The organism is Bradyrhizobium sp. 134, assembly GCF_023074155.1.
Lineage (GTDB): Bacteria > Pseudomonadota > Alphaproteobacteria > Rhizobiales > Xanthobacteraceae > Bradyrhizobium.
Genome location: NZ_JADPKX010000053.1, coordinates 324,465 through 345,048 on the forward strand (window position 1 = coordinate 324,465; position 20,584 = coordinate 345,048).

At 64.7% G+C, this 20,584-nt stretch carries 25 protein-coding genes; 14 read left to right on the forward strand and 11 right to left on the reverse strand.

Annotated elements, in window-relative coordinates; translation table 11 throughout:
- Positions 1–6: 6 nt before the first annotated feature.
- Positions 7–624: a L,D-transpeptidase gene (locus tag IVA75_RS22370; RefSeq protein ID WP_247286286.1), complete on the reverse strand. Its 618-nt coding sequence runs from the start codon at positions 622–624 to the stop codon at positions 7–9.
- 355 nt (positions 625–979) lie between these two features.
- Between IVA75_RS22370 and IVA75_RS22375 the strand changes: the two genes are divergently transcribed.
- The 4 genes from IVA75_RS22375 (at position 980) to IVA75_RS22390 (ending at position 3,453) form a co-directional block, all read left to right on the forward strand.
- Positions 980–1,999 carry a hypothetical protein gene (locus IVA75_RS22375; RefSeq protein WP_247286287.1) on the forward strand — a complete coding sequence of 340 codons (1,020 nt, stop codon included), beginning with the start codon at positions 980–982 and terminating at the stop codon, positions 1,997–1,999.
- 379 nt (positions 2,000–2,378) lie between these two features.
- The gene (locus IVA75_RS22380) at positions 2,379–2,609 is read left to right on the forward strand and encodes a hypothetical protein (protein ID WP_007591727.1); all 231 of its coding nucleotides are present in this window, start codon (positions 2,379–2,381) and stop codon (positions 2,607–2,609) included.
- Positions 2,610–2,701: 92 nt separating this feature from the next.
- Complete coding sequence (locus IVA75_RS22385) at positions 2,702–3,091, forward strand: hypothetical protein (protein ID WP_027517634.1); 390 nt, start codon at positions 2,702–2,704, stop codon at positions 3,089–3,091.
- Positions 3,092–3,201: 110 nt separating this feature from the next.
- Entirely contained in the window at positions 3,202–3,453 is a 252-nt protein-coding gene (locus IVA75_RS22390) for a hypothetical protein (protein ID WP_247286288.1), read from the forward strand.
- 13 nt (positions 3,454–3,466) lie between these two features.
- On the opposite strand, the gene IVA75_RS22395 is transcribed toward IVA75_RS22390, so the two are convergent.
- From IVA75_RS22395 to IVA75_RS22415, 5 genes are all read right to left on the reverse strand, one after another.
- On the reverse strand, positions 3,467–3,652 hold the full coding sequence (locus tag IVA75_RS22395) for a hypothetical protein (RefSeq protein WP_247286289.1): 186 nt from the start codon (positions 3,650–3,652) through the stop codon (positions 3,467–3,469).
- 174 nt (positions 3,653–3,826) lie between these two features.
- The gene (gene minE / locus IVA75_RS22400) at positions 3,827–4,108 is read right to left on the reverse strand and encodes a cell division topological specificity factor MinE (protein ID WP_007591739.1); all 282 of its coding nucleotides are present in this window, start codon (positions 4,106–4,108) and stop codon (positions 3,827–3,829) included.
- A complete protein-coding gene (gene minD, locus IVA75_RS22405) occupies positions 4,105–4,920 on the reverse strand; it encodes a septum site-determining protein MinD (protein ID WP_007591740.1) in 816 nt (271 codons plus the stop codon). The genes minE and minD overlap by 4 nt, the downstream gene beginning before the upstream one ends.
- 19 nt (positions 4,921–4,939) lie before the next feature.
- Positions 4,940–5,638 (reverse strand): septum site-determining protein MinC, encoded by a 699-nt coding sequence (minC, locus tag IVA75_RS22410; RefSeq protein ID WP_027569772.1) that lies wholly within the window; start codon positions 5,636–5,638, stop codon positions 4,940–4,942.
- A gap of 278 nt (positions 5,639–5,916) precedes the next feature.
- Positions 5,917–6,933 carry an ABC transporter substrate-binding protein gene (locus IVA75_RS22415; protein WP_027569771.1) on the reverse strand — a complete coding sequence of 339 codons (1,017 nt, stop codon included), beginning with the start codon at positions 6,931–6,933 and terminating at the stop codon, positions 5,917–5,919.
- A 100-nt stretch (positions 6,934–7,033) separates the two neighbouring features.
- Here IVA75_RS22415 and IVA75_RS22420 point away from each other — a divergent pair, with 100 nt between their 5' ends.
- The 6 genes from IVA75_RS22420 to IVA75_RS22445 all read left to right on the forward strand — a co-directional run bounded on the left by IVA75_RS22420 (position 7,034) and on the right by IVA75_RS22445 (position 12,245).
- The gene (locus IVA75_RS22420; protein WP_027569770.1) at positions 7,034–7,681 is read left to right on the forward strand and encodes a TetR/AcrR family transcriptional regulator; all 648 of its coding nucleotides are present in this window, start codon (positions 7,034–7,036) and stop codon (positions 7,679–7,681) included.
- Between the two features lie 85 nt (positions 7,682–7,766).
- Positions 7,767–8,537, forward strand: coding sequence for an ABC transporter permease (locus IVA75_RS22425; protein WP_247286290.1), 771 nt, complete (start codon positions 7,767–7,769; stop codon positions 8,535–8,537).
- A 30-nt stretch (positions 8,538–8,567) separates the two neighbouring features.
- On the forward strand, positions 8,568–9,605 hold the full coding sequence (locus IVA75_RS22430; RefSeq protein ID WP_247286291.1) for an NAD(P)-dependent oxidoreductase: 1,038 nt from the start codon (positions 8,568–8,570) through the stop codon (positions 9,603–9,605).
- Positions 9,592–10,413 carry a GNAT family N-acetyltransferase gene (locus IVA75_RS22435; RefSeq protein WP_247286292.1) on the forward strand — a complete coding sequence of 274 codons (822 nt, stop codon included), beginning with the start codon at positions 9,592–9,594 and terminating at the stop codon, positions 10,411–10,413. The genes IVA75_RS22430 and IVA75_RS22435 overlap by 14 nt, the downstream gene beginning before the upstream one ends.
- Positions 10,414–10,419: 6 nt before the next feature.
- Positions 10,420–11,475 carry a dihydrodipicolinate synthase family protein gene (locus tag IVA75_RS22440; protein WP_247286293.1) on the forward strand — a complete coding sequence of 352 codons (1,056 nt, stop codon included), beginning with the start codon at positions 10,420–10,422 and terminating at the stop codon, positions 11,473–11,475.
- Positions 11,463–12,245, forward strand: a complete 783-nt coding sequence (locus tag IVA75_RS22445) for an ABC transporter ATP-binding protein (protein WP_247286294.1) — start codon at positions 11,463–11,465, stop codon at positions 12,243–12,245. The genes IVA75_RS22440 and IVA75_RS22445 overlap by 13 nt, the downstream gene beginning before the upstream one ends.
- Before the next feature lie 122 nt (positions 12,246–12,367).
- Here the strand turns inward: IVA75_RS22445 and IVA75_RS22450 are convergent, their stop codons facing one another.
- From IVA75_RS22450 to IVA75_RS22460, 3 genes are all read right to left on the reverse strand, one after another.
- A complete protein-coding gene (locus IVA75_RS22450) occupies positions 12,368–13,459 on the reverse strand; it encodes a substrate-binding domain-containing protein (protein WP_247286295.1) in 1,092 nt (363 codons plus the stop codon).
- Positions 13,460–13,614: 155 nt separating this feature from the next.
- Positions 13,615–13,872 (reverse strand): hypothetical protein, encoded by a 258-nt coding sequence (locus tag IVA75_RS22455; RefSeq protein ID WP_007609546.1) that lies wholly within the window; start codon positions 13,870–13,872, stop codon positions 13,615–13,617.
- Positions 13,873–13,951: 79 nt separating this feature from the next.
- Entirely contained in the window at positions 13,952–14,902 is a 951-nt protein-coding gene (locus IVA75_RS22460; protein ID WP_247286297.1) for a DUF2778 domain-containing protein, read from the reverse strand.
- A gap of 210 nt (positions 14,903–15,112) precedes the next feature.
- Between IVA75_RS22460 and IVA75_RS22465 the strand changes: the two genes are divergently transcribed.
- A complete protein-coding gene (locus tag IVA75_RS22465) occupies positions 15,113–15,550 on the forward strand; it encodes a DUF1810 domain-containing protein (RefSeq protein ID WP_247286298.1) in 438 nt (145 codons plus the stop codon).
- 9 nt (positions 15,551–15,559) lie between these two features.
- On the opposite strand, the gene IVA75_RS22470 is transcribed toward IVA75_RS22465, so the two are convergent.
- Complete coding sequence (locus IVA75_RS22470) at positions 15,560–16,336, reverse strand: crotonase/enoyl-CoA hydratase family protein (protein ID WP_247286300.1); 777 nt, start codon at positions 16,334–16,336, stop codon at positions 15,560–15,562.
- A 32-nt stretch (positions 16,337–16,368) separates the two neighbouring features.
- The gene (locus IVA75_RS22475) at positions 16,369–16,851 is read right to left on the reverse strand and encodes a tautomerase enzyme (RefSeq protein WP_247286302.1); all 483 of its coding nucleotides are present in this window, start codon (positions 16,849–16,851) and stop codon (positions 16,369–16,371) included.
- A gap of 102 nt (positions 16,852–16,953) precedes the next feature.
- Here IVA75_RS22475 and IVA75_RS22480 point away from each other — a divergent pair, with 102 nt between their 5' ends.
- The 3 genes from IVA75_RS22480 to IVA75_RS22490 all read left to right on the forward strand — a co-directional run bounded on the left by IVA75_RS22480 (position 16,954) and on the right by IVA75_RS22490 (position 20,556).
- Positions 16,954–17,562: a helix-turn-helix domain-containing protein gene (locus IVA75_RS22480; protein ID WP_247286304.1), complete on the forward strand. Its 609-nt coding sequence runs from the start codon at positions 16,954–16,956 to the stop codon at positions 17,560–17,562.
- A 15-nt stretch (positions 17,563–17,577) separates the two neighbouring features.
- The gene (locus IVA75_RS22485; protein ID WP_247286306.1) at positions 17,578–18,363 is read left to right on the forward strand and encodes a fumarylacetoacetate hydrolase family protein; all 786 of its coding nucleotides are present in this window, start codon (positions 17,578–17,580) and stop codon (positions 18,361–18,363) included.
- 111 nt (positions 18,364–18,474) lie between these two features.
- Positions 18,475–20,556 (forward strand): methyl-accepting chemotaxis protein, encoded by a 2,082-nt coding sequence (locus IVA75_RS22490; protein WP_247286308.1) that lies wholly within the window; start codon positions 18,475–18,477, stop codon positions 20,554–20,556.
- Positions 20,557–20,584 lie beyond the last annotated feature (28 nt).

Consider the following 20,584-nt stretch of genomic DNA (forward strand, 5'->3'; position numbering starts at 1 on the left):
GCGACCTCACCCGCGCCAGCTGGGCCGCGCCTCGACCTGCGCGTTCTGTCCGGGCGGCAGCACCACGACCATTGAATTGAGCTTCACGCGGTCATAGAGATCGATCACGTCCTCGTTGCGCATCCGGATGCATCCGGACGAGATCGCCTGCCCGATATATTCCGGCTGGTTGGTGCCGTGGATGCGGTAGAGCGTGTCCTTGTTGCCGGCATAGAGATAGATGCCCCGCGCGCCGAGCGGATTGGCGGGACCGCCGGGCACGCGCGCCGGATAGGGTCCGAGCCGCGCCTGGATGTCCGCCGTCGGAACCCAGTCCGGCCATTCCGCCAGACGACCGACCCGCGCGACCCCGGAGAACGCCATGGCTTCCTCGCCGACCGCAACGCCGTAGCGGATCGCCTTGCCTTCGGGCAGCACGAAATAGAGATAGCGCGCATCGGTATCGACCAGGATCGTGCCCGGCTGCTCCTTGCGCGGATAATCGACGATATGACGGAGATATTGCTCGGGCACGTTCGCCTGCGCGTACGGCGTATGAGCCAGCAACTGCCGGTCGCGCGGCGTCATGCTCGCATCTGTCGATGGCGAAAACGTTGTCTGCATGCAGCCGCCCAACGGAAGCATGGCAAGGACGAATAGAACGAATAAGGATCTTGGCACCGCCGGCCCCGATAGCGATAGCAGCACCCCCAGCAGCACCAGATGCTGCCAAAATCGTGCTGAAAACAAGGCATTGCGGAACAATTGCGCGTGTTTGATCAACCGGGTTCCATCACCACAAACGGCGCAAGAGCGTCGCACAGTCTCCATCCCCTCGCCTTGCTTTGGTCAAACCCGGCTGGACTCGTGCGTCATGTGCTTGGGCCTCGGGGAATTGGATGGGCTCACCTCACGGATCTGCTCGCGCGAATGCGGACGGCCAACACTTCAACTACTCAACAACTGGGCTTCAAAACACCCAGGCTTCAAAGGAGCTGCGATGCTCGCGACGCTGAACTCTCGGCAAATCGTCGATGAGATCGTGAAGGACACGGTCACGAACAACGACCCGCACGACGCCGTGCAGATTTCGCCTGACATTGTGCTGGCCTCGCGCCCTCTCAGCGTCGCGCCCGCGCTCGCGCCTGAGATTACGGCCCGTCCGGAGCCCAAGATAGATCCGGCGTTCACGCTGAAGTCCAGAACGAATCCGGAGCCGAAGTTCAGTCCCCTCGTGGAGCCGCAGGCGGCAGCGCCCTCGGTCGACACCGCCGTGCGCGTCGCGGCCAGTGATGGTCTCAGCCGGCAGAAGCGCTCCTCAGCCGGCAAATGGCTGCGCGGCGCGTTCGTCACGATACTGTTTGCGGGCGGAAGCGCGGCCGCCACTGTCGCCTGGGAGAAACATGGCGACACCGCAAGACAGATGCTCGCCGAATGGACCCCGGCATTGTCGTCGCTGCTGCCGTCGACCTCGCACACGGCACCGGTCGCCGCCGCACAAGCCGCGGCGCCTGCGGACCAGGCTGCAACTGATCAAGTCGCCACGGATCAAGCAACCGATCAATCTGCGGCTCCGCCCGCAACCCAGCTTGCAGCAGCGGTGCCCGCGGCAGCACAATCCGATCCTGTACAATCGGTGCAGTCGATGACGCGCGATCTCGCCGCGATGGCGCAACAGATCGAGCAGCTCAAGGCCAACATCGCCGAGTTGAAGGCCGGGCAGGAGCAGATGGCACGCGAGATGGCGAAGCCACCCGCGCCGAAGCCGGTGGCCGATGCCAAGCCGCGCATCGATCCGCGCGCGCAAATGTCTGCGCTGCCGCCGCGACCTGCGGCGCCGCCGGTTCGCAAGCCCAAGCCGGTCGTGTCGCACACCTACATGCCGGCTTATTCGCCCGCGCCGCTCGCTCCGCCGTCGCCTTCGCAGGCTGCCGCAGTCCCACCGCCAGCTGCCATGACGACGCAAGCCGTTGCCGACGACGACGGACCTGTCGTACGCCCGCCAATGCCGCTGCGCTGAACGATCGTCACGCGATGACACGAAAGCGTCGCGCCAGCGATGCTGTCCGAGTCGATATGATGCGTTGACTCCGGATGACTACGGGACGCGGCGCTTCGATCGTTCTCGATCAAGAGAAAAGGCCGTCGGGATTTATGCCGGCGGCCTTCTCTTGCAGCTGCCGGTTCCCGGAGCCCGGTTCTGCTGCAATTCCATGCCTCATGATCACGCCGACATATTTAATAAAATCTTAACACGCTTGAATGCTGCACATCATTTCTGCGCCATAAGCACAGAGATTGCGCGCGCCGTTCATTCGATAAACATCGACTCAGTGGTACCATCGGTCATGTGTTGAAACGTCCACCCGAAGCTCAATTCGTCACACCGGGGAATTCGGATGCCCTACTATTCCTTCGATCTCGTGGTTGGTGAAGAGTTCAAGAACCAGGGCGGCATCATCCTCGAAGACATCGAGGTCGCCTCCGATCGCGCCGTTCAACTGGCCACCGAGCTGTCGCAGGTGAAGCCCGAGCTGCAAAGCAAGGGTTGCGCTGTGCGCGTCACCGACCGCGATCACAAAGAGGTCTATCGTACGCCGCTCGATCCCGTGCCGGCCTGGCGGCGCTAGGTCGCCGACCGGCTTCGCAGCCGCACGCTATCCCCATTGCGGAGCGGCTCGGCAGCCGCTAGCCTTCCCGAAAATTCGGGGAGGTACCAAGGATGCGCACTGGTTTTCTGATGACGGCCCTGTTGCTGCTGGCGGCGCCGGCCCAAGCGGCCGACCATCCACGTTCGACCTATGTCACTTTGGTCTTGCAGGCCTTCGCCGCCAAGGTCGAATGTCCCGGCACGGATGTCGTCTACCAGGATCTGGTGCAGAAGGCGGAGCAGATGCAGCTGCCCGAAGGCACCACCGAGAAGGTCCGCAAGGCAATCGCGTGGATGCACACCGGCGGCAAATTGGGCGAGAAGCAGGACGACGATCTGATGGCCGAGGTCGCGGTGGCCACCCAGGCGACCGACCTCAACCAACGCCGCCTCGGCATGCCCAGCTGGTGCGAGGCCCAGAAGACTAACCTCGCCGGCCTGATCCGCAGCAAGGGCGGCTAGCGTTGTCGCGCGGCGTTAAGCACGCCGCGCCGGAACTTTTGCTTCGGCCAATAATCGTCACAATCCTCGCCAGCATGCGGCTCTCTTCGAATCTCGAACAGGGGAGCCCCATGCGGATCAACCATGTCCTTCTCGCCGTGGCGTTTGCCGTCGCCACGATCCTGACTGCGCCCGTACTGGCGAGGAATTCCGACGCCCAGAAGGGCGAGGACAAATCGACCTCATCGTCATCGTGCAGCGCTTATCAGCAGGCCCCGGACGGCTCGTGGGAGCCGCTGCCCTGCAAGGAAGCGGGCGAGCGCTCCCAGCCGCAGACGCAGCATCGTACGTCGCCGCAGGGCGCCGACCGCGGCGAGCGTTGAACGCGCGGGAGTGTCAGCTCTGGTGCGGACCGCGAATGATCTTCATCGCGTCGGCGAGGTGACGCCACTCTTTGGCTTCATCGGCCTCGCCGCGGCCCTCGCAAGCCTTGGCCTGTTCCGCGGCCTTCGCGATCGCCGCAAAACCGTGCTGTTCCAACATCTGGCGCGCGACGGTGTGGACCTGGACCTCGGTCATCATGGGCGTTCTCCCGTTTGACGAAACCGCGGTGCATCGCGCCGCCGCGGGTTGTTCACAACGATTGAGCCCTGGACCTCGTTCCGTAGCGTTCACTCGACGCGCAAAAGACGGCCCGCAATGCCCAGCGGACCGCCTTCTCACCCACCCCAAATTCGAAGCGTCGCGGCCGAAATCCTACCCGGCCGCCGCGCGCTTGCGCTCGAAATCGTTGGGCACCTCGATATCGACCTCGAGGGTCGAGACCTCGTCGCCGCGATCGAGCCGGACGATGACCTTGGTCGGGTCCAGCGTGACGTGCCTGGAGACGACCGCGAGAATTTCCTCACGCAGCACACCGAGCAGATCGGGCTGGCCGCGCAGTCCGCGTTCATGGGCAAGCAGGATCTGCAACCGTTCGCGCGCGACGGGTGCAGAGGCCTTGTTGCCGCGGAGAAGCCGAAGCAAACCCATGCTCATGCGGCCCTCCTTCGCAGCAGGCGGTCCATGAAGCCCTTGCGCTCGGTCGGCACCTGCATCGGCACGGTGTCGCCGCACAGCCGCCGCGCCGCGTCGATATAGGCCCGCGCCGGAGCACCTTCCGCGTTCGACAGCGTCACCGGGGTGCCGACATTAGAGGCGCGCAGCACGTCCTGGCTCTCCGGAATGATGCCGAGCAAGGGTGTTGCAAGAATTTCGAGGATGTCCTCGATGGTCAGCATCTCGCCGCGCGCGGCGCGCGAGGGATCATAGCGGGTGATGAGAATGTGCTTCTCGACCCGCTCGCCCTTCTCGGCCCGCACCGTCTTGGAATCGAGCATGCCGATGATGCGATCGGAATCGCGCACCGAGGAGACTTCCGGGTTGGTGACGATCACGGCCTCGTCGGCAAAGCGCATCGCCATGGAGGCGCCGCGCTCGATGCCGGCAGGGCTGTCGCAGATCACCCAGTCGAAACGGCTGCGCAGATCGTCGATGACCTTGCCCACGCCCTCTTCGGTCAGCGCGTCCTTGTCGCGGGTTTGCGAGGCCGGCAGCAGCCAGAGGTTCTCCAGCCGCTTGTCCTTGATCAGCGCCTGCGGCAGCTTTGCGACGCCCTGCACCACGTTGATGAGGTCGAACACGACGCGGCGTTCGGCGCCCATCACGAGGTCGAGGTTGCGCAAGCCGACGTCGAAATCGACGACCACGACCTTTTCGCCGCGTTGCGCGAGCGCAGCTCCCAGCGCGGCGGTCGTCGTGGTCTTGCCGACGCCCCCCTTGCCTGACGTCACGACCAGTACCTTGGCCATCTCTCAAATCTCCTTCTGGTCAGTTCAGCGCAGTAATTCGCATGGTGTTGCCCTGGAGCCAGGCCTGAGCTGGCTTGCCGCGCAGGGCCGCGTCGATATCGTCGGCGGTCTGGTAAAAACCATCGATTGCAAGCAGTTCGGCCTCGATCTTCTGACAATAGATGCGTGCGCTCGTGTGGCCGTTCACGCCCGCCATGGCACGGCCGCGAAGCGCGCCGTAGATGTGAATGGAGCCGCCGGCAACGACCTCGGCGCCGGAGCCGACAGAACCCAAAATGGTGACGTCGCCTTCGGGGAAGATCACGGTCTGGCCGGAGCGCACGGGGCTTTCGAGCAGCAGCGAAGTCGGCTTGGTCTCGACCTTTGCCTCAACCTTCTTGGGCGCACTCGGCTCGACCACGCAGCTCCGCCCGCCCGACAGCAGCGGCGGCATCATGGGGGTCAGCCGGCCCTCCTCCACGCCCTCGATCCCGAGCACGCGGATGTTGCGGTCCTGAAGGCTGGTGAGCAGATGGCCGATGCCGGACTGGCTGAGATCGACCGAGGACAGGTCGATCACCACGGGGCGGCCGGCGAAGAAGCCCGGCGAGCGCGCGATGGTGGTGTCGATCTCCTGCAGCCAGTCCTGGATGGGAACCGTCGGCACGAACACGAAGGCCACATAGGAGCGCCCGCGCAGGCGAACCATTTGGCGTTGAGGTTTTACTGCAGCCTCCATAGCGGCCGACTCGTTCCCTGTTATTGAATGGTTAACGATGCCGCCGATATGGTTAATGGCCGGTTAATTTCTCCGTGCGGTTACGTGAGTGGTGGGCTCGGCTGGGCGTTGGGGCAAATGTGCTCGCCCAGCACAGAGCTGTCATCGCCCGCGAAGGCGGGCGATCCAGTACTCCGAGACGGTAGTGGGCAATCGACAGGCGGCGGCGTACTGGATGCCCCGCCTGCGCGGGGCATGACACCGGTGTATGAGGCGAGCGCTTCCGCCCGTAGCCCCCCCTACTTCTTCACCTTGCTCGCATCCATTTTGATGGTCGGATCGAGCATCTTGGTCGTGAACGCCGTTGTGACGTCGAATGGCTTCTCCATGCCGAGATAGGTCTGGACCAGATCGTAGTCCTTCTTCATCCGCTCGCCGTCGATCCAGCCGAGCGCCTTCGTCGTCGTGAATTCGTCCGTCATCAGGAACTTGATGCGCTCCCACTGGCGCTCCTGGTTCTCCTTGTCGAGACCGGAGACCTGGTCGAGCAGCGCCTTCAGGCAGGGCGCGGCGTCGGCAACGCAAGTCGCGAAGGCCTTTTGCGTGACGCGGACGAACTCCTCGACCAACTTCGGGTTCTTCTGCAGATAGCCGCCGTTGACGATCAGCGAATTGCCGTAAGGATTGAGCCCGATGTCCTTCCAGTTGACGTAGCCGAGATCGGCTCCGAACTCGATCACCTTCAAATCGTGCTCGTTGTAGAAGTCGCTGATGATGTCGACGGTATGGCTCTTCAGCGCGGCGATCTTCGCCGTCGGTCCGACATTGACGAAGCCGACGGAGTCGGGGGCAAGCCCTGCAGCCTTTGCGAAGGCCGGCCACATCACGCGCGAGGCGTCCCCGGGCGGATTGCCGATCTTGTGGCCGGCAAAATCCTTCACCCCGTTCACGCCGTAGCTCTTCAGCCAGTAGAAGGTCTGGCCGGTGTTGGCGTAGACGCTCATCACGGCAACGGCGTCAGCCCCCTTGCTCTTCGCCACCAGCATGGTGGCGAGATCAGCGACGCCGAAGGGCGAGCCCCCGGAGCCGACCTTGGCGGCGGAGACACCGGAGCCCTTGCCGACCTCGATGGTCAGATCGATGCCCGCCTTCTCGTACCAGCCTTGTGCCTTGGCGTAATAATAGGGCGAGTGATCGGCCGTCGGTGCCCAGTTCAGGATCAGATTGACCGCCTCGCCCGCGGTCGCCGGCACGACTGGTAATCCGAGCATCAGGGCCACAGCCAGGGCCGAGCCCGCCGCCTGCAAACGCTTCATCGCATCTCTCCTCGTTGCCCGCGACCGGCTTGTCGCTCTCCCCCTGTGAGGATACCAATGCAACAAGGCCGCCCTCAACTTGTCAACTGTTTGGTTGGAAATGCCCGCAAAACGTTCAGGCGACACCGTGCCGCAGCGGCGCGACCCGGTCGCAACCCGCAGGAAGCTGCTCACCGCGGCGCGCGAGGAGTTCGCCCGGCACGGCTTTGCCGGTGCCCGCGTCGACGAGATCGCGGAGCGCGCCGGCGTCAACAAGCAACTCGTCTACCATTATTTCGGCGACAAGGACGCGCTCTATCTTGCCGTGCTTGAATGGGTTTACGCCGATATCCGCGAGCAGGAGCGCCAGCTCAATCTCGAAGGCCTGCCGCCGGAAAAGGCGATCCGGAAACTGATCGAGGCCTCGTTCGATTACCTCGCGGCAAACCCCGATTTCATCGTGCTTCTGAACGACGAGAACCGCGGCGGCGCCCGCCACGTCCGTGGCTCGACGCGGCTGGAGGCGATGCATTCGCCACTGGTGAAGAGCGTGTCCCACATCCTCCACGAGGGCGTCCGCGCCGGCATGTTCCGCAAGGGGATCGACCCGATCCAGCTCTATATCTCCATCGCGGGCCTCAGCTATTTCTATCTCTCGAACACGCCGACGCTATCGGCGATCTTCGGCAAGGACCTGTCGAGCCGGGCCGCGCGCCGCGCCCGCCGCCGGCACGTCGCCGATCTCGTGCTGCATTCGCTCCGTCCGTAATCAACCAACTGGTTGAAACTTCCCTCAAGGACGGTTAGGCTTCAGACCAGGCGGCAAGGTGGCCGGCGGCAACAGGGAGCAACCGGTGACAGGAGACGGCGCCCGCAATACGCGCAGCTTTGCGATCGTCCTGATCGTGCACCTCGCCGTGCTCGTGCTCTGGCAGGTCCTGGTCGATGCCTTCCACGTGCCGAAGTTCATCCTGCCCTCGCCGCTCGCGACAATCCAGACGCTGGGAACCGCGAGCTACGCCTGGGGCGCCAATACGCTGGTGACGGCGATCGAGATCCTCGGCGGCTTTGCGCTCGGCGCATTCGTCGGGGTTGCGCTGGCCGTCATCTTCAGCTGGGCGCCGCTGATCAGCCTCGTACTGCTGCCGCTGTTCGTGACGCTGAACATGATTCCGAAGGTCGCGCTCGGCCCGCTCCTCATCGTCTGGTTCTCCTACGGCATCGTGCCGAACATCCTGATCGGCTTCAGCATCTGTTTCTTTCCGATCCTGCTCACCACCGCGCGGGGCTTGCGCGAGGTCGAGCCGGATCTGCTCGACCTGGTCAAATCGCTGCGCGGCTCGCGCTGGACCCTGTTCCGCAAGATCCAGCTGCCGGGATCGCTGCCTTACATCTTCTCCGGCATGAAGGTCGGCGCCATCCTCGCGGTGGCCGGCGCCATCGTCGGCGAGTTCATCGCCTCCGAGCGCGGGCTCGGCTACCTCATGATCCAGGTGCAGTCGTCGCTCGACACGCCCGCGATGGTGATGGCTGTCGTGCTGCTGACGCTGCTCGGCGTCGCGCTTTACGGCTTCGTGCTCGTCCTCGAACGCATGTTCGTGGTCGGTGACGCAACACCGACTTGAACGGCAAAGCCAAGACCAAGGACCACAACCATGCTCCTCACCCGCCAGACACTGCCGAAGACCATCCCTGATATCGCTGCGCTAGACGATCTGCTGTGCCAGCCGACGCAGGCATTGGTCGACGACCTCGCCAGGGTTGATGGCGACATCATGATCCTCGGCGTCGCCGGCAAGATGGGGCCGACGCTGGCGGGGCTCGCCAAAGCCGCAGCACCCGATCGCCGCATCATCGGCGTTGCCCGCTTCAGCGACGCCGGCGTCAAGGACTGGCTGCACGCGCGTGGCGTCGAGACCATCAATTGCGATTTGATGGACGAAGCAGCGATTCAGGCGCTGCCGAAGGCGCCCAACATCGTCTTCATGGCCGGCCGCAAATTCGGCGCGGAGGGCGACCTCTCGCTGACCTGGGCGATGAATGCGCACGTGCCGGCGCTGGTCGCACAGGCCTTCCCGTCGTCGCGGATCGTGGCGTTCTCGACCGGCTGCATCTATCCCTTCGTCCCCGTCGACGGCAAAGGCTCGCGCGAGGACATGGCGCCGAACCCGCCCGGCGAGTACGCCCAGTCCTGCGTCGGCCGCGAGCGCATGTTCGAGTATTTTTCGCGCAAGTTCGGAACGCCCGGGCGGCTGTTCCGCCTCAACTACGCGATCGACATGCGCTATGGCGTGCTCCACGACATCGCATCGAAAGTGCTCACGGGCACGCCGATCGACGTCAGCATCGGCCATGTCAATTTCATCTGGCAGGGCGATGCCTCGTCCCAGGCGCTGCGCTGTCTCGCGCATTGCACGACGCCGACCTCGCCGGTCAATGTCAGCGGCCACGAGATCTTGGCGGTGCGCGACCTCGCAGCACGATTCGGCGCCAGGTTCGGCCGCGCGCCGGTGCTGACAGGAAACGAACAGCCGACGGCGTGGCTGACGGACACGTCCAAGGCCGTCGAGCTGTTCGGCCTGCCGGTCGTCGACACCGAGCAGCTGATCGCCTGGACCGCGGATTGGGTGTCCCGCGCCATGCCGAGCCTCGGCAAGCCCACCAAATACGAGGTGCGCGATGGACGCTACTGACGATCCGGCCATCATCAAGCTCGGCGTCGACGATGCGACCGCCGGGCTCGTGCTGTCGACGGAAGCACACTGGAACCAGATCGAGGAGGACTGGCGCATCTTCCTGCACGATGGAATCGTGTTTGGCATCCGCGACGGCAGACGGCTGGTGGCAACCGCGGCCCTGCTGCCCTACTCCGGCAAAAACGCCTGGATCAGCATGGTGCTGGTATCAGGCACCCATCGCCGCCGCGGCATTGCAACGCGCCTCGTCGATGCCTGCCTGGAAACCGCTCGCAGGAACGGCCTGACGAGCTGGCTCGACGCAACACCCGACGGTGCTGCCGTCTACGGACCGCTCGGGTTCACGCCGACGCTGCAATTGCGCCGTCTCAAGCTGGTGAAATCCGCGTTCGCGTCCGCGCAGCCACCTTCATCCGCGACGCTCGACGCGCTCTGCGCGCGTGACCGGCGGGCTACGGGCCTCGATCGAACCGCCCTGCTCTCCAACTTCGCTCAGCGTCCCGGCTCACGCATTGTCGCCGCGAACGGCGCCATCGCGCTGGTTCGCGACGGACGCACCGCGCGCCATATCGGCCCGCTGTTTGCCGACGACACGGCAGCCGCGCTGACCCTCGTCGAGGCAATCGCGCGATCGGAGACCGGGCCGCTGCTCCTCGACGCCGTCGCGTCGCAAGCCGCGTTCCCTGAAGGATTGACCGCATCGGGCTGGAGCATCGAACGGCCGTTCCAGCGCATGCGGTTCGGCCCCGCCACTGCCGCCGGTGAAGACATGCCATTCGCCGTCGCCGGCCCTGAATTCGGATAGGACATCATGCACCACAGCCAGATCAACAGCGAGATCCGCAAGCTGATCGCCGACGGCACCGTGCTGCCGGCGCATCCCCTCGCGCTCACCGCCGAACGCCAGCTCGACAAGAAGCATCAGCGCGCGCTGGCGCGCTATTACATCGACGCCGGCTCCGGCGGCCTTGCAGTCGGCGTGCACACCACGCAGTTTGCGATCCGCGATGTCGGCCTCTATCGTCCCGTGCTCGAGCTCGCCGCCGAAACTGCGGCGAACTGGACCAAGCGTCCGCTGGCGCTGGTCGCGGGCCTCGCCGGTCCGACCAGGCAGGCCACCACTGAAGCTCGCACCGCGCGCGACATCGGCTACCACGCAGGACTCCTCAGCCTCGCTGCGATGAAGAGCGCGTCCGAAGACGAGATCATCGCGCATTGCACAGCGGTCGCAGCCGAGATTCCGCTGGTAGGCTTCTATCTTCAGCCGGCAGTCGGCGGCGTGGTCCTGTCGAGCCGGTTTTGGCAGCGCTTTGCCTCGATCGACAATGTCATCGCGATCAAGATCGCGCCGTTCAACCGCTACAGGACCCTTGATGTTCTGCGCGGCGTCGCGGCGGCTGGCGCGCTCGACCGCGTCGCGATCTACACCGGCAATGATGATCACATCCTGCTCGATTTGATGCTGCCGTTCGATCTGCGCGACAACGGCGTCACCACGCGGACCTACTTCAAGGGCGGTCTGCTCGGCCACTGGTCGGTGTGGACGGCGAGCGCGATCAAACAGTTCGAGCGCTGCAAGGCGGCACGGCACAAGGACAGCGTCCCGGCCGAACTGCTCGCGCTCGATGCCCGCGTCACCGATTGCAACAGCGCCTTCTTCGACGTCGCCAACGATTTTCGCGGTTGCATCGCCGGCTGCCATGAGGTGCTGCGACGGCAGGGCCTGATGCAGGGCCTATGGTGCCTCGATCCGAACGAGGGCCTGAGCCCCGGCCAAAAGGACGAGATCGACCGCGTCACTCGCGAGCATACAGATCTCAGCGACGATGCCTTCGTGGCCGCAAACTTGAATAAATGGCTGGCATGAGCTCAACCCCCTTCATCAGCCTGCAAGGCGTCCGCAAGGTCTATCGTAGCGGCGGAGCCGAATTCCTCGCGGTGTCCGACGTCACCATGGACGTGCAGGAGGGTGAGCTTGTCTCGCTGGTCGGGCCGTCCGGCTGCGGCAAGACCACGGTGATGAAGATCTTGGCCGGCCTGCACGACGCCGACGGCGGCACGGTGAAGATCGGCAATGCCAAAAGCCCGTTCGATCCGACCCGCGACATCGGCATGGTGTTCCAGCAGGCACTGCTGCTGAAATGGCGGACCATCCTGGACAACGTGCTGCTGCCGGCAGAGATCGTCGGCCTTCCGATGAAGGCCGCGCGCGAGCGGGCGCGCGATCTGCTCAATCTGGTGGGGCTTGCCGGCTACGAGCAGAAATATCCGCGAGAGCTGTCCGGCGGCATGCAGCAGCGCACCGCCATCGCGCGCGCCTTCATTCACGACCCAAAACTGATTCTGATGGACGAGCCGTTCGGCGCGCTCGACGCCTTGACGCGCGAGCAGATGAATCTGGAGATGCTGCGGATCTGGCGCGAGAGCGGCAAGACCATCATCTTCATCACGCACTCGATTCAGGAGGCCGTGTTCCTGTCCTCGCACTGCGCCGTGCTGACCGCCGGCCCGGCGAAGATGGCCGATTATTTCCCGATCGATCTGCCCTTCCCGCGGGCTCTGCCGCTGAAGACGACGGACGCGTTCGGCGCCTATGCACGGCGCATTTACGAGAAGCTGGGTTTGGGCGCGGCTTAATTCACCGCACGATAGATGCTGTAGGGTGGGCAAAGCGAAGCGTGCCCACCATGGCGAGTCGAGCAAGCAGTGGTGGGCACGGCGCAAGTGCGCCTTTGCCCACCCTGCGGGAGTTTGCGCGATCAGGTCTTGTTGCGCATCTTGCCGAGCAGATAATTGTCGTAAAAATTCTCCGCAATCTGCGTGTAGAACAGCAGCTCTTTCATATAGGCGTCGTGGCTTTCCTTGGTGCGCTTGAACAGGTCGCTCTTGGTGGCGAGCTCGTTCAGATGCTCCTGGGTCGCGGCGTAGCAGGCCTCCAGCACCGGCTGCGGAAACGCCTTCAGCTCCGCGCCATTGGCGATCAGCCGCTTCAGCGCCGCCGGATTCACGCTGTCGTATTTCTCGAGCATCCAGGCGCCCGCGGCCGACGCGGCCTGGTTGACGATCGCCTGGTACTGCTTGGGCAGCGACGCCCACTTCTCGTCGTTGACGATCATGTGCAGCATGGCGCCGCCTTCCCACCAGCCCGGGAAGTAATAGTATTTTGCGACCTTCTGGAAGCCGAGCTTTTCGTCGTCATAGGGGCCGACGAATTCGACCGCGTCGATCGTGCCCTTCTCCAGCGCCGGATAGATGTCGCCGCCTGCGATCTGTTGCGGGACCACGCCGAGGCGCGCCAGCACATGACCGCCCATGCCGGCGATGCGGAATTTGAGACCCTTGAGATCGTCGACGGTCTTGATCTCCTTGCGGAACCAGCCGCCCATCTGGGTGCCGGAATTGCCGCAGAGGATGGCATGCGCCTTGAACGGCTTCAGCGCCTCGTTGGTGAGGTCGGCGCCGCCGCCGAAATGCCACCAGGACTCCTGATGACGATGGTTCATGCCGAACGGCGCGCCGGTCGCATAGGCCAGCGCCGGCTCCTTGCCGATGTAGAAATAGAGCGGCGTCTGCGCCATGTCGACGGAGGCTGTGCTGACGGCATCCAGCGCCTGCAGGCCAGGAACGAGCTCGCCGGCCGCAAAGGTCTGGATCTGGAATTTGTTGTCGGTGGCCTCGGCAACATATTTCGTAAACGTCTGCGCGGTGCCGTAGATGGTGTCCAGCGACTTCGGGAAGCTCGACGTCAGGCGCCATTTGATCTCGGGCGCGCCTTGCGCGATCGCGGGTGCGGCAACCAGCGTCGTCGCGCCGGCGACCGCGCCGCCCTTGAGAAATGTACGGCGTTTCATGATGGGTCTCTCCCTGAACTACGTTTCAATGTATCGGCTTGAGCGCGATCTTCGCGAGCTATTGCCGTTCCTATAGCGGAATTCAAGTCGTGAGCGGTAGCCCGGATGGAGCGCAGCGCAATCCGGGAATCCCCCAAATATCTGCCGTGTCGCTCTCAGAGCAGCTTGGCGCTGACGAACAGCGCGCGCACGGCGTTGGTCGCCTGCACGACGAGCATGGCGTTCTCGGCGGCGCCTTCGAGCGCCGCGACCGCGTCTTCGTGCAGCGAGCGGAATTCCATCCACTCGACCGATTTGAAATTGGTGAGGAATTGATAGGCCTGGCCGACGGTCGCGATCGCCAGCGTGTCGCCGTTCAGCTTGATCTTGAACGTCGTGCGCAGCGGGGTCTCGGAACTTTGCGGATCACTCATGGGCTGCTTCTGGACGATGACGGCTTAACGAAGGGAAAACGGCAGCCCCGCCGCGGCAGGCAAATATCAGGAGCAGATATCAGGACTCAGTGCTCGCGCGCTGCGAGGCGGTCGCCGATGGGGTCAACCTGGGCACCACGACCAGACGGTTGAACTCACCGTTGTCGTAGGCCTTCATGAACCGATCATAGTCCTTGATCGACACGCAACCGTTGGAGTCGCCACGGGGCCCGAGCATGTAATTGTGGGTGAGCAGGCCGACGCGGCCGAGCGCGCTGGTGCCTTCGGTAGGCGTCAAGCGCAGTGCGCGGACGCCGTGAAACAGTTTTTCGCGCGGCTTGAGGTCGTAGGTCGCGGGCGGGGTCGCGCCAACCATCCGCTGGTCGACGTGCTCCGGATCGTCCATCAGCGCGCCCATGCCGGAATGCGCTTCGAGCGCGAGGCCGCTCGGCAGGTAGAGCGCCTTGGCCGAGATGTCGTAGACCGCGGTGCGCGAATCGTAACCGAGCGCGGCGAGGTCCGGCGCCTTGCCGAACAGGCCACTGTCGGGCGTCAGCGAGGCCAGCCTGATCTTGTCGGTGAATTTTTCGAAGAAGTTGCGGTTGTCGACCCTGGGGTTGGTCTCCGCGTAAGCCTGGCTTGAGGCGATCTGGGCCGAGATGTCGGCCTGGGGCGGGCGCGAGCGCGGCATCGGGATGGCGTCAGCACGCTGCGATTGTCTCGTCTCCTCCGACATATGCCGGTCGTCGTCGGTCAGGGTCGAGCGCCAGTCGTCGCCCTGGAGCTTCTGGGCAAGCATCGCCTTGGCGTCGCGCAATTTGAGCTGGACTGCACTCACGGCGGAGCGCTCCAGCGTCCGCAAGCCGAGCTCGCGGGCGGGCGGACTGCTGGAAGCAGAAGCGAAACGATCATCGAATGAAGGCGCATTGGACGGCGGCAGCGCGGCGGTGACCAGCGAGGCCGAACCGCCGATATCCGCGACCCAGGCGGCGGCGCCCAGTGCCAGCGCGACAGCGGCCAGAGACAGCAATATCGTCTCGGCTCGCCCAATACGGCGGCGCGACAATAGCCTCTCGGCTTGTGCCCGGTCGGAAACCATCAGCTCCCCAAAATCGATCCCCGGGGGATCCACCCCCACCCGGAGATTCTATACCAGCTACCACATTGGGAGCCAAAAGTTAGGCATAATCGCGGCCGGCAAGGCTCCGGCAAGCCATTCCAGGGTATCCTAAGGTATCCAATGACCGATCCTTTCGACCTCAAACGCTTTGTCCGGGCCCAGGACCCAGTCTACCGCGACATCCAGGGGGAGCTGACCCGGGGCCGAAAGCAGAGCCACTGGATGTGGTTCGTCTTTCCCCAGGTCGCCGGCCTCGGCTTCAGCGCCATGTCGCAGCGCTACGCCATCGCCTCCCGCGCCGAGGCCAAGGCCTATCTCGCCCACCCCATCCTCGGTCCGCGCCTGATCGAATGCACCCGCCTCGTGCTTGCCATCGAGGGTCGGACCATCAACGCCATCCTCGGCGCGCCCGATGACGCCAAATTCCGGTCGTCGATGACGCTGTTCGACGCGGTGTCCAATGAGCCCGTTTTCGACGAGGCGCTCGCCCGGTATTTTTCGGGCGAGCGCGAAGGCGCTACGCTGGAGATCCTGTCGAAGCTGGATCGGCCGACATAGCGCGTCGGATCAGCGCCCCTGAAAGACGGCCGCGCGACGCTCGATGAAGGACTGAATGCCCTCCTTCGCGTCGGCGCTGGCAAGCACGCGATCGCGGATTATCGGGATATAGGCGATCGCCGCCGCCTCGCCGGCTTCGACATATTTGGCCGCGGCTTCCTTGGTGACCTGGATGCCGAGCGGCGCATTGCGCGCGATGATGGCGGCGAGCGCCATCGCCCGCTCGACCTGCTCTCCCGCCGGCACGACCTCCTGGACGAGACCGATTGTGTGGGCGCGCTCGGCTGAAAACTCGTCGCAGAGGAACAAATGATACATCGCGTCACCCCAGCCGGCGCGCGACAAAAAGCGGAAATGCGCGCCCCCGAGCGGCGCAATGCCGCGCTTGGACTCCATTTGGCAGAAGCGCGCATCCTCGGCGGCGACCACGATGTCGCCGGCGAGCATCAGCTCGATGCCGATCGTGAACACGATGCCCTGCACGGCGGTGATAACAGGCTTGCGGCAGCGCTTGGCAAGGCCGAACGGATCGACATTGCCTTCCCTGATATTGCGCTTCTCCGCAGTGGGGCCGAAGAATTTCGGCATGTCCAGACCGGCGGTGAAATCCCCGCCCTCGGCGCAAACCACGCCGACGCGATAGGCATCGTTGTCGTGCAGCTCAGTCAGCGCATCGGACAATTGCTCCATCATCGCCGGCGTGAACGCGTTCTTCTTCGCGGCGTTGTCGATGATGATCTTGAAGACATGGCCGTGCACCTCGGTGCGGATCTGACCTTCGCTCATTTCGCTTCTCTCCGGATTAGTCGGTGGGCAAATCAGGCCGGCGGCTGAATTGCCGCGCGGATAGCCTCGATCCGCTGCGGCGTGAACACACCGGAATCCAGGAGTTGGAGGATCGAGAGCACGCCGCCGCGCGATCCCCAGCTTCCCTCCTCGATGATCTCGAAATTGACCCACCAGGTTGGCGCAGGCGCCTGCATGCCGCAGGCCTCCGCAAGCCGCGCCAGCACATTGCGGATCACCTCCGCTCGCACCTCGGCAGGCCAGGCTGCGTTCATCACCGCGATATTGACGGTCATCACGTCGCGCGGCGTTTCCTGGTCCGACAGGAGCCGGCCGCCAATCGCCATGCAGTCGGCTGGCAGGTCCTGGAAATGCACCTGAAAGCCCATTCGCGCCGCCGGCGCATGCTGGCCGATCTCGGGCGCGAGCACGGCGTCGGTCAGGCTTTCGGCGAGGCAGCGGCGCTGCGCCAGTCCGAGCCGGCCGGCAGGTGCGGTCACGGTGATGATGGTCAACCTATTCCTTTCTGCGACTATGACGCACGTCATATCGCAGTGCCGCTTGCCTATGTCAACCGTCATAGTTTATATAAAGCACAGCCAACTGCGGAAGTTCCGATGACCACCACGCGCGACAAGATGATCGCCGGCGCCGCCGACCTGATGAGCCGGCGCGGCGTCAACGCCACCAGCATGCGCGACGTCGTCCGCCATACGGCGACGCCACGCGGCTCGATCAGTCACCACTTCCCCGACGGCAAGCAGCAGATGATCGCCGAGGCCGTGACCTTTGCCGGCAAGCAGGTGTCCATTCCCCTGGAGAGGGCCATGAACGAACGCGGCGTGATCGGTGGCTTGCGAGCTTTCGTCGCATCGTGGCGCCGCCAGCTGGAAGCGACCGGCTTCGAGGCCGGCTGCCCCGTGCTCGCGGTCGCCGTCGACCGCTATGTCGGAGAAGCCTCCGACAGGGACGACGAGACGGCGCAGCAGCACCTGCTCGATCTTGCCGACGGCGTGTTCGCCGATTGGCGACAGATCATGCGCACAGCCCTCCTGCGCGAGGGAGTGGCCGCCGAACGCGCGGAGCGGCTTGCAACGCTGGTCGTCGCCTCGATCGAAGGCACGGTCGCAATGTGCCGTGCAAATCGCAGCGCCGACGCGCTCGATCAGGTGCAAGAGGAACTGGAGACGGTCCTGTCCTCCGCCCTCGCCCGCACACCAGGATAGAATGGAGACGCACCGATGGATCTCTCCCGACAACGCGAACTCGCCCGCCATCTCGCCGATTTGCGCCGCGAGGGCCGGCAGCAAAGCGGCCTCGAGCAGCGGCTGGTGCCGCCGGATGCCGACACGGCGTACCGCATCGCGCAGATGGTGGAAGAAGAATTGGGCTGGGACGTCGTCGGCTGGAAGATCGCCGGCATGAAGCCCGGGCTCCAGCGCCAGCTTGGCATTTCCACGCCGATCTATGGGCGGGTGTTCGCGCCACTGATCAAGACCTCGCCCGCGAGCGTGGAACACGTCAAACAATGTAGTCCGATTCCGGAGGTCGAGTACCAGGCCCGGCTCGGCGCCGACCTGCCGCCGCGCGCGAAGCCCTATACGGTGGAAGAGGTCGACGATGCGGTCGCTTCGCTGCATCCCGGCATCGAGCTCGCCGAATGCCGCTTCGTCCACGACGCGGCGTTTCCCCCGATGCCCGCAATCATGGCCGACGGCTCCGGATCGGGAACGATCGTGCTTGGAGAGCCCATCGCGGACTGGCGCAAACGCGACATTGCCAATCAGGAGGTCGTCCTGAACTGCAACGACGCCGAGAGGCGCCGCGGCAGCGCTGCAGAGGCGATCGATCATCCGCTGGTGCCGCTCGCCTGGCTCGCCAATGAGCTGTCACGAACCGGCATCGGCCTCAAGGCCGGCCAGACCATCTCCACCGGCACGCTGACGGGCATGCTGCGGCCGAAGCGGGGCGAGACTTACGTCGCCGATTTCGGTCCGCTCGGAACCGTAAGCGCGACCTACGCCTAGACGGACAGACTCAGCGCGCGGCTGCCGGCGGCCGCCAGCGTAAACCCGGGATTAATATCGCCTGCCTATTGTCCGTGCAATAATTTCCCGCGCCAGTTGCCGGACAGAATCATGAAAATCGGTACGCTCCTGACCACCGCCATCGTCTCGCTCTCGACCGTGGGCGGCGGCCTCGCCGTCTACGTCGCCGTGACGAAATACCAGACCATGGAGCGGATCACCGAGGCCCAGGGGCGGCTGGCGATCGTTCGCGCCGTCAGCGACATCCCACGCTACCTCAATCCCGAGCGCGGCTTTTCCACCAACATCCTCTATGGCCCTCCCGCCGTCGACCCGGCGCTGCTTGCCGAGCAGGACAAGCTGCGCAAGCAGACCGATGCCGCCCGCGACAGGATGAACGCGCTGCGCAAGGACCTGCCCGGCCCGTTCGACGACGGCAACACCACCGGCGGCAACATCGACGCCGTCAATTCGAAGTTCACCGCGCTGCGCGAGGCCATCGACAAGGCGATGTCGGGCCCGCCGGAGGCGCGCAAGGACGCGGCCAAGAAGATCGTCGCCGACAACGCCGTGCTCAACGCCGGCGTGACCGCGCTGCTCAACGAGCAGGTCCGCCGCATGGCGATCCTCAACGGCGATGCCTACCGGCAGGCCAGCTACGCCAACATCGCCATGACATTGCGCGACGTGGGCGGCTTCAACTCCAGCCTGCACAAGAATCTCGTCGGGGGCAAAAAGCCGGCGACCGATACCGAGAAGGCCGAGATCAGCCGCTCGCAGGGCCGCAACGACCAGATCGTGATGTCGCTGCTGGAGTTGCGCGGCAATCCCGCAACGCCGGCGAACGTTGCCGCCGCACTGGAGAAATTCAACGCGATCTATATCGACGAGTTCGGCCGCGAGCTCAAGCTGGTGAAGGAGGGTGCGGTCAGCGGCAAGTACGAACACGACATGGACACCTATTACACCGCCACGCAGCGCGGCCTCAGCACCATCATCGACGTCCGCGATGCCTTCTACGACAACGCGGAGCAGATTCTCGCCGGTGCATCCACGGCTGCCCATACCAGCTTCACCATCGCACTCGCGGGCCTGCTCGCCGTGCTGATCGCCAGCGCCGGCCTCATCGTCACGGTCCGCCGCCGCGTCTGCGCCCCGATCGTCAACCTGACGACGCGGATGTCGCGGCTTGCCGAGGGCGAGCTCGCGGAAGAGATTCCCGGCGCCGACCGTTCCGATGAAATCGGTGCCATGGCCGCGGCGGTCCGGGTCTTCAAGGACAACATGATCCGGGCCGACAGCCTTGCGGCGGAGAAGCAGGCCGAGAACGACGGCAAGATGCGTCGCGCACAGGCGCTCGACGGGATCACCCGCGCGTTCGAAGCCAAGGTTACCGAACTCGTCGGCGGACTGTCCCGCGCGTCATCCACCATGGAAAGCACGGCGCAGTCGATGACCTCGACGGCGGCCCAGACCAACAGCCAGGCCGCGGTCGTTGCCGCCGCCTCACAGCAGACATCGAGCAACGTCCAGACCGTCGCGAGCGCCACCGAAGAGCTGACCTCTTCGATCTCGGAGATCGGCCGTCAAGTGGCCCAGTCTACCGAGATCGCGGCCCGCGCCGTCGACAACGCCCGCCGCACCGGCGACACCGCCCGAGCGCTGGCCGAGGGCGCACAGAAGATCGGCGACGTCGTCACGCTGATCCAGAGCATCGCTGAGCAGACCAATTTGCTGGCGCTCAACGCGACGATCGAGGCCGCCCGCGCCGGCGACGCCGGCCGCGGTTTTGCGGTGGTTGCTGCCGAAGTGAAATCGCTGGCGGGCCAGACCGCCAAGGCCACCACCGAAATCTCCGAGCAGATTTCGGCGATCCAGGCCGCGAGCGACGAGACCGTGACCGCGATCCGCAACGTTGCCGACGTCATCGGCGAGATCGACCAGATCGGCACCGCCATTGCGGCCGCGATCGAGGAACAGGGCTCGGCGACCAAGGAGATCGCCCGCAGCGTCCAGGAGGCCGCGCGCGGCACCCAAGAGGTCAACACCAACATATCAGGCGTGCAACGCGCCGCCGACCATACCGGCACGGCCGCAAGAGAGGTGCTGGGCGCAGCCGAGCAGCTCTCGACCCAGTCACGCGATCTCGCCGGACAGTTCGACCGTTTCCTCGGTGAGGTCAGGGCCGCGTAAGCGCGGCAAACGCGCAGCTTCGCAGTCC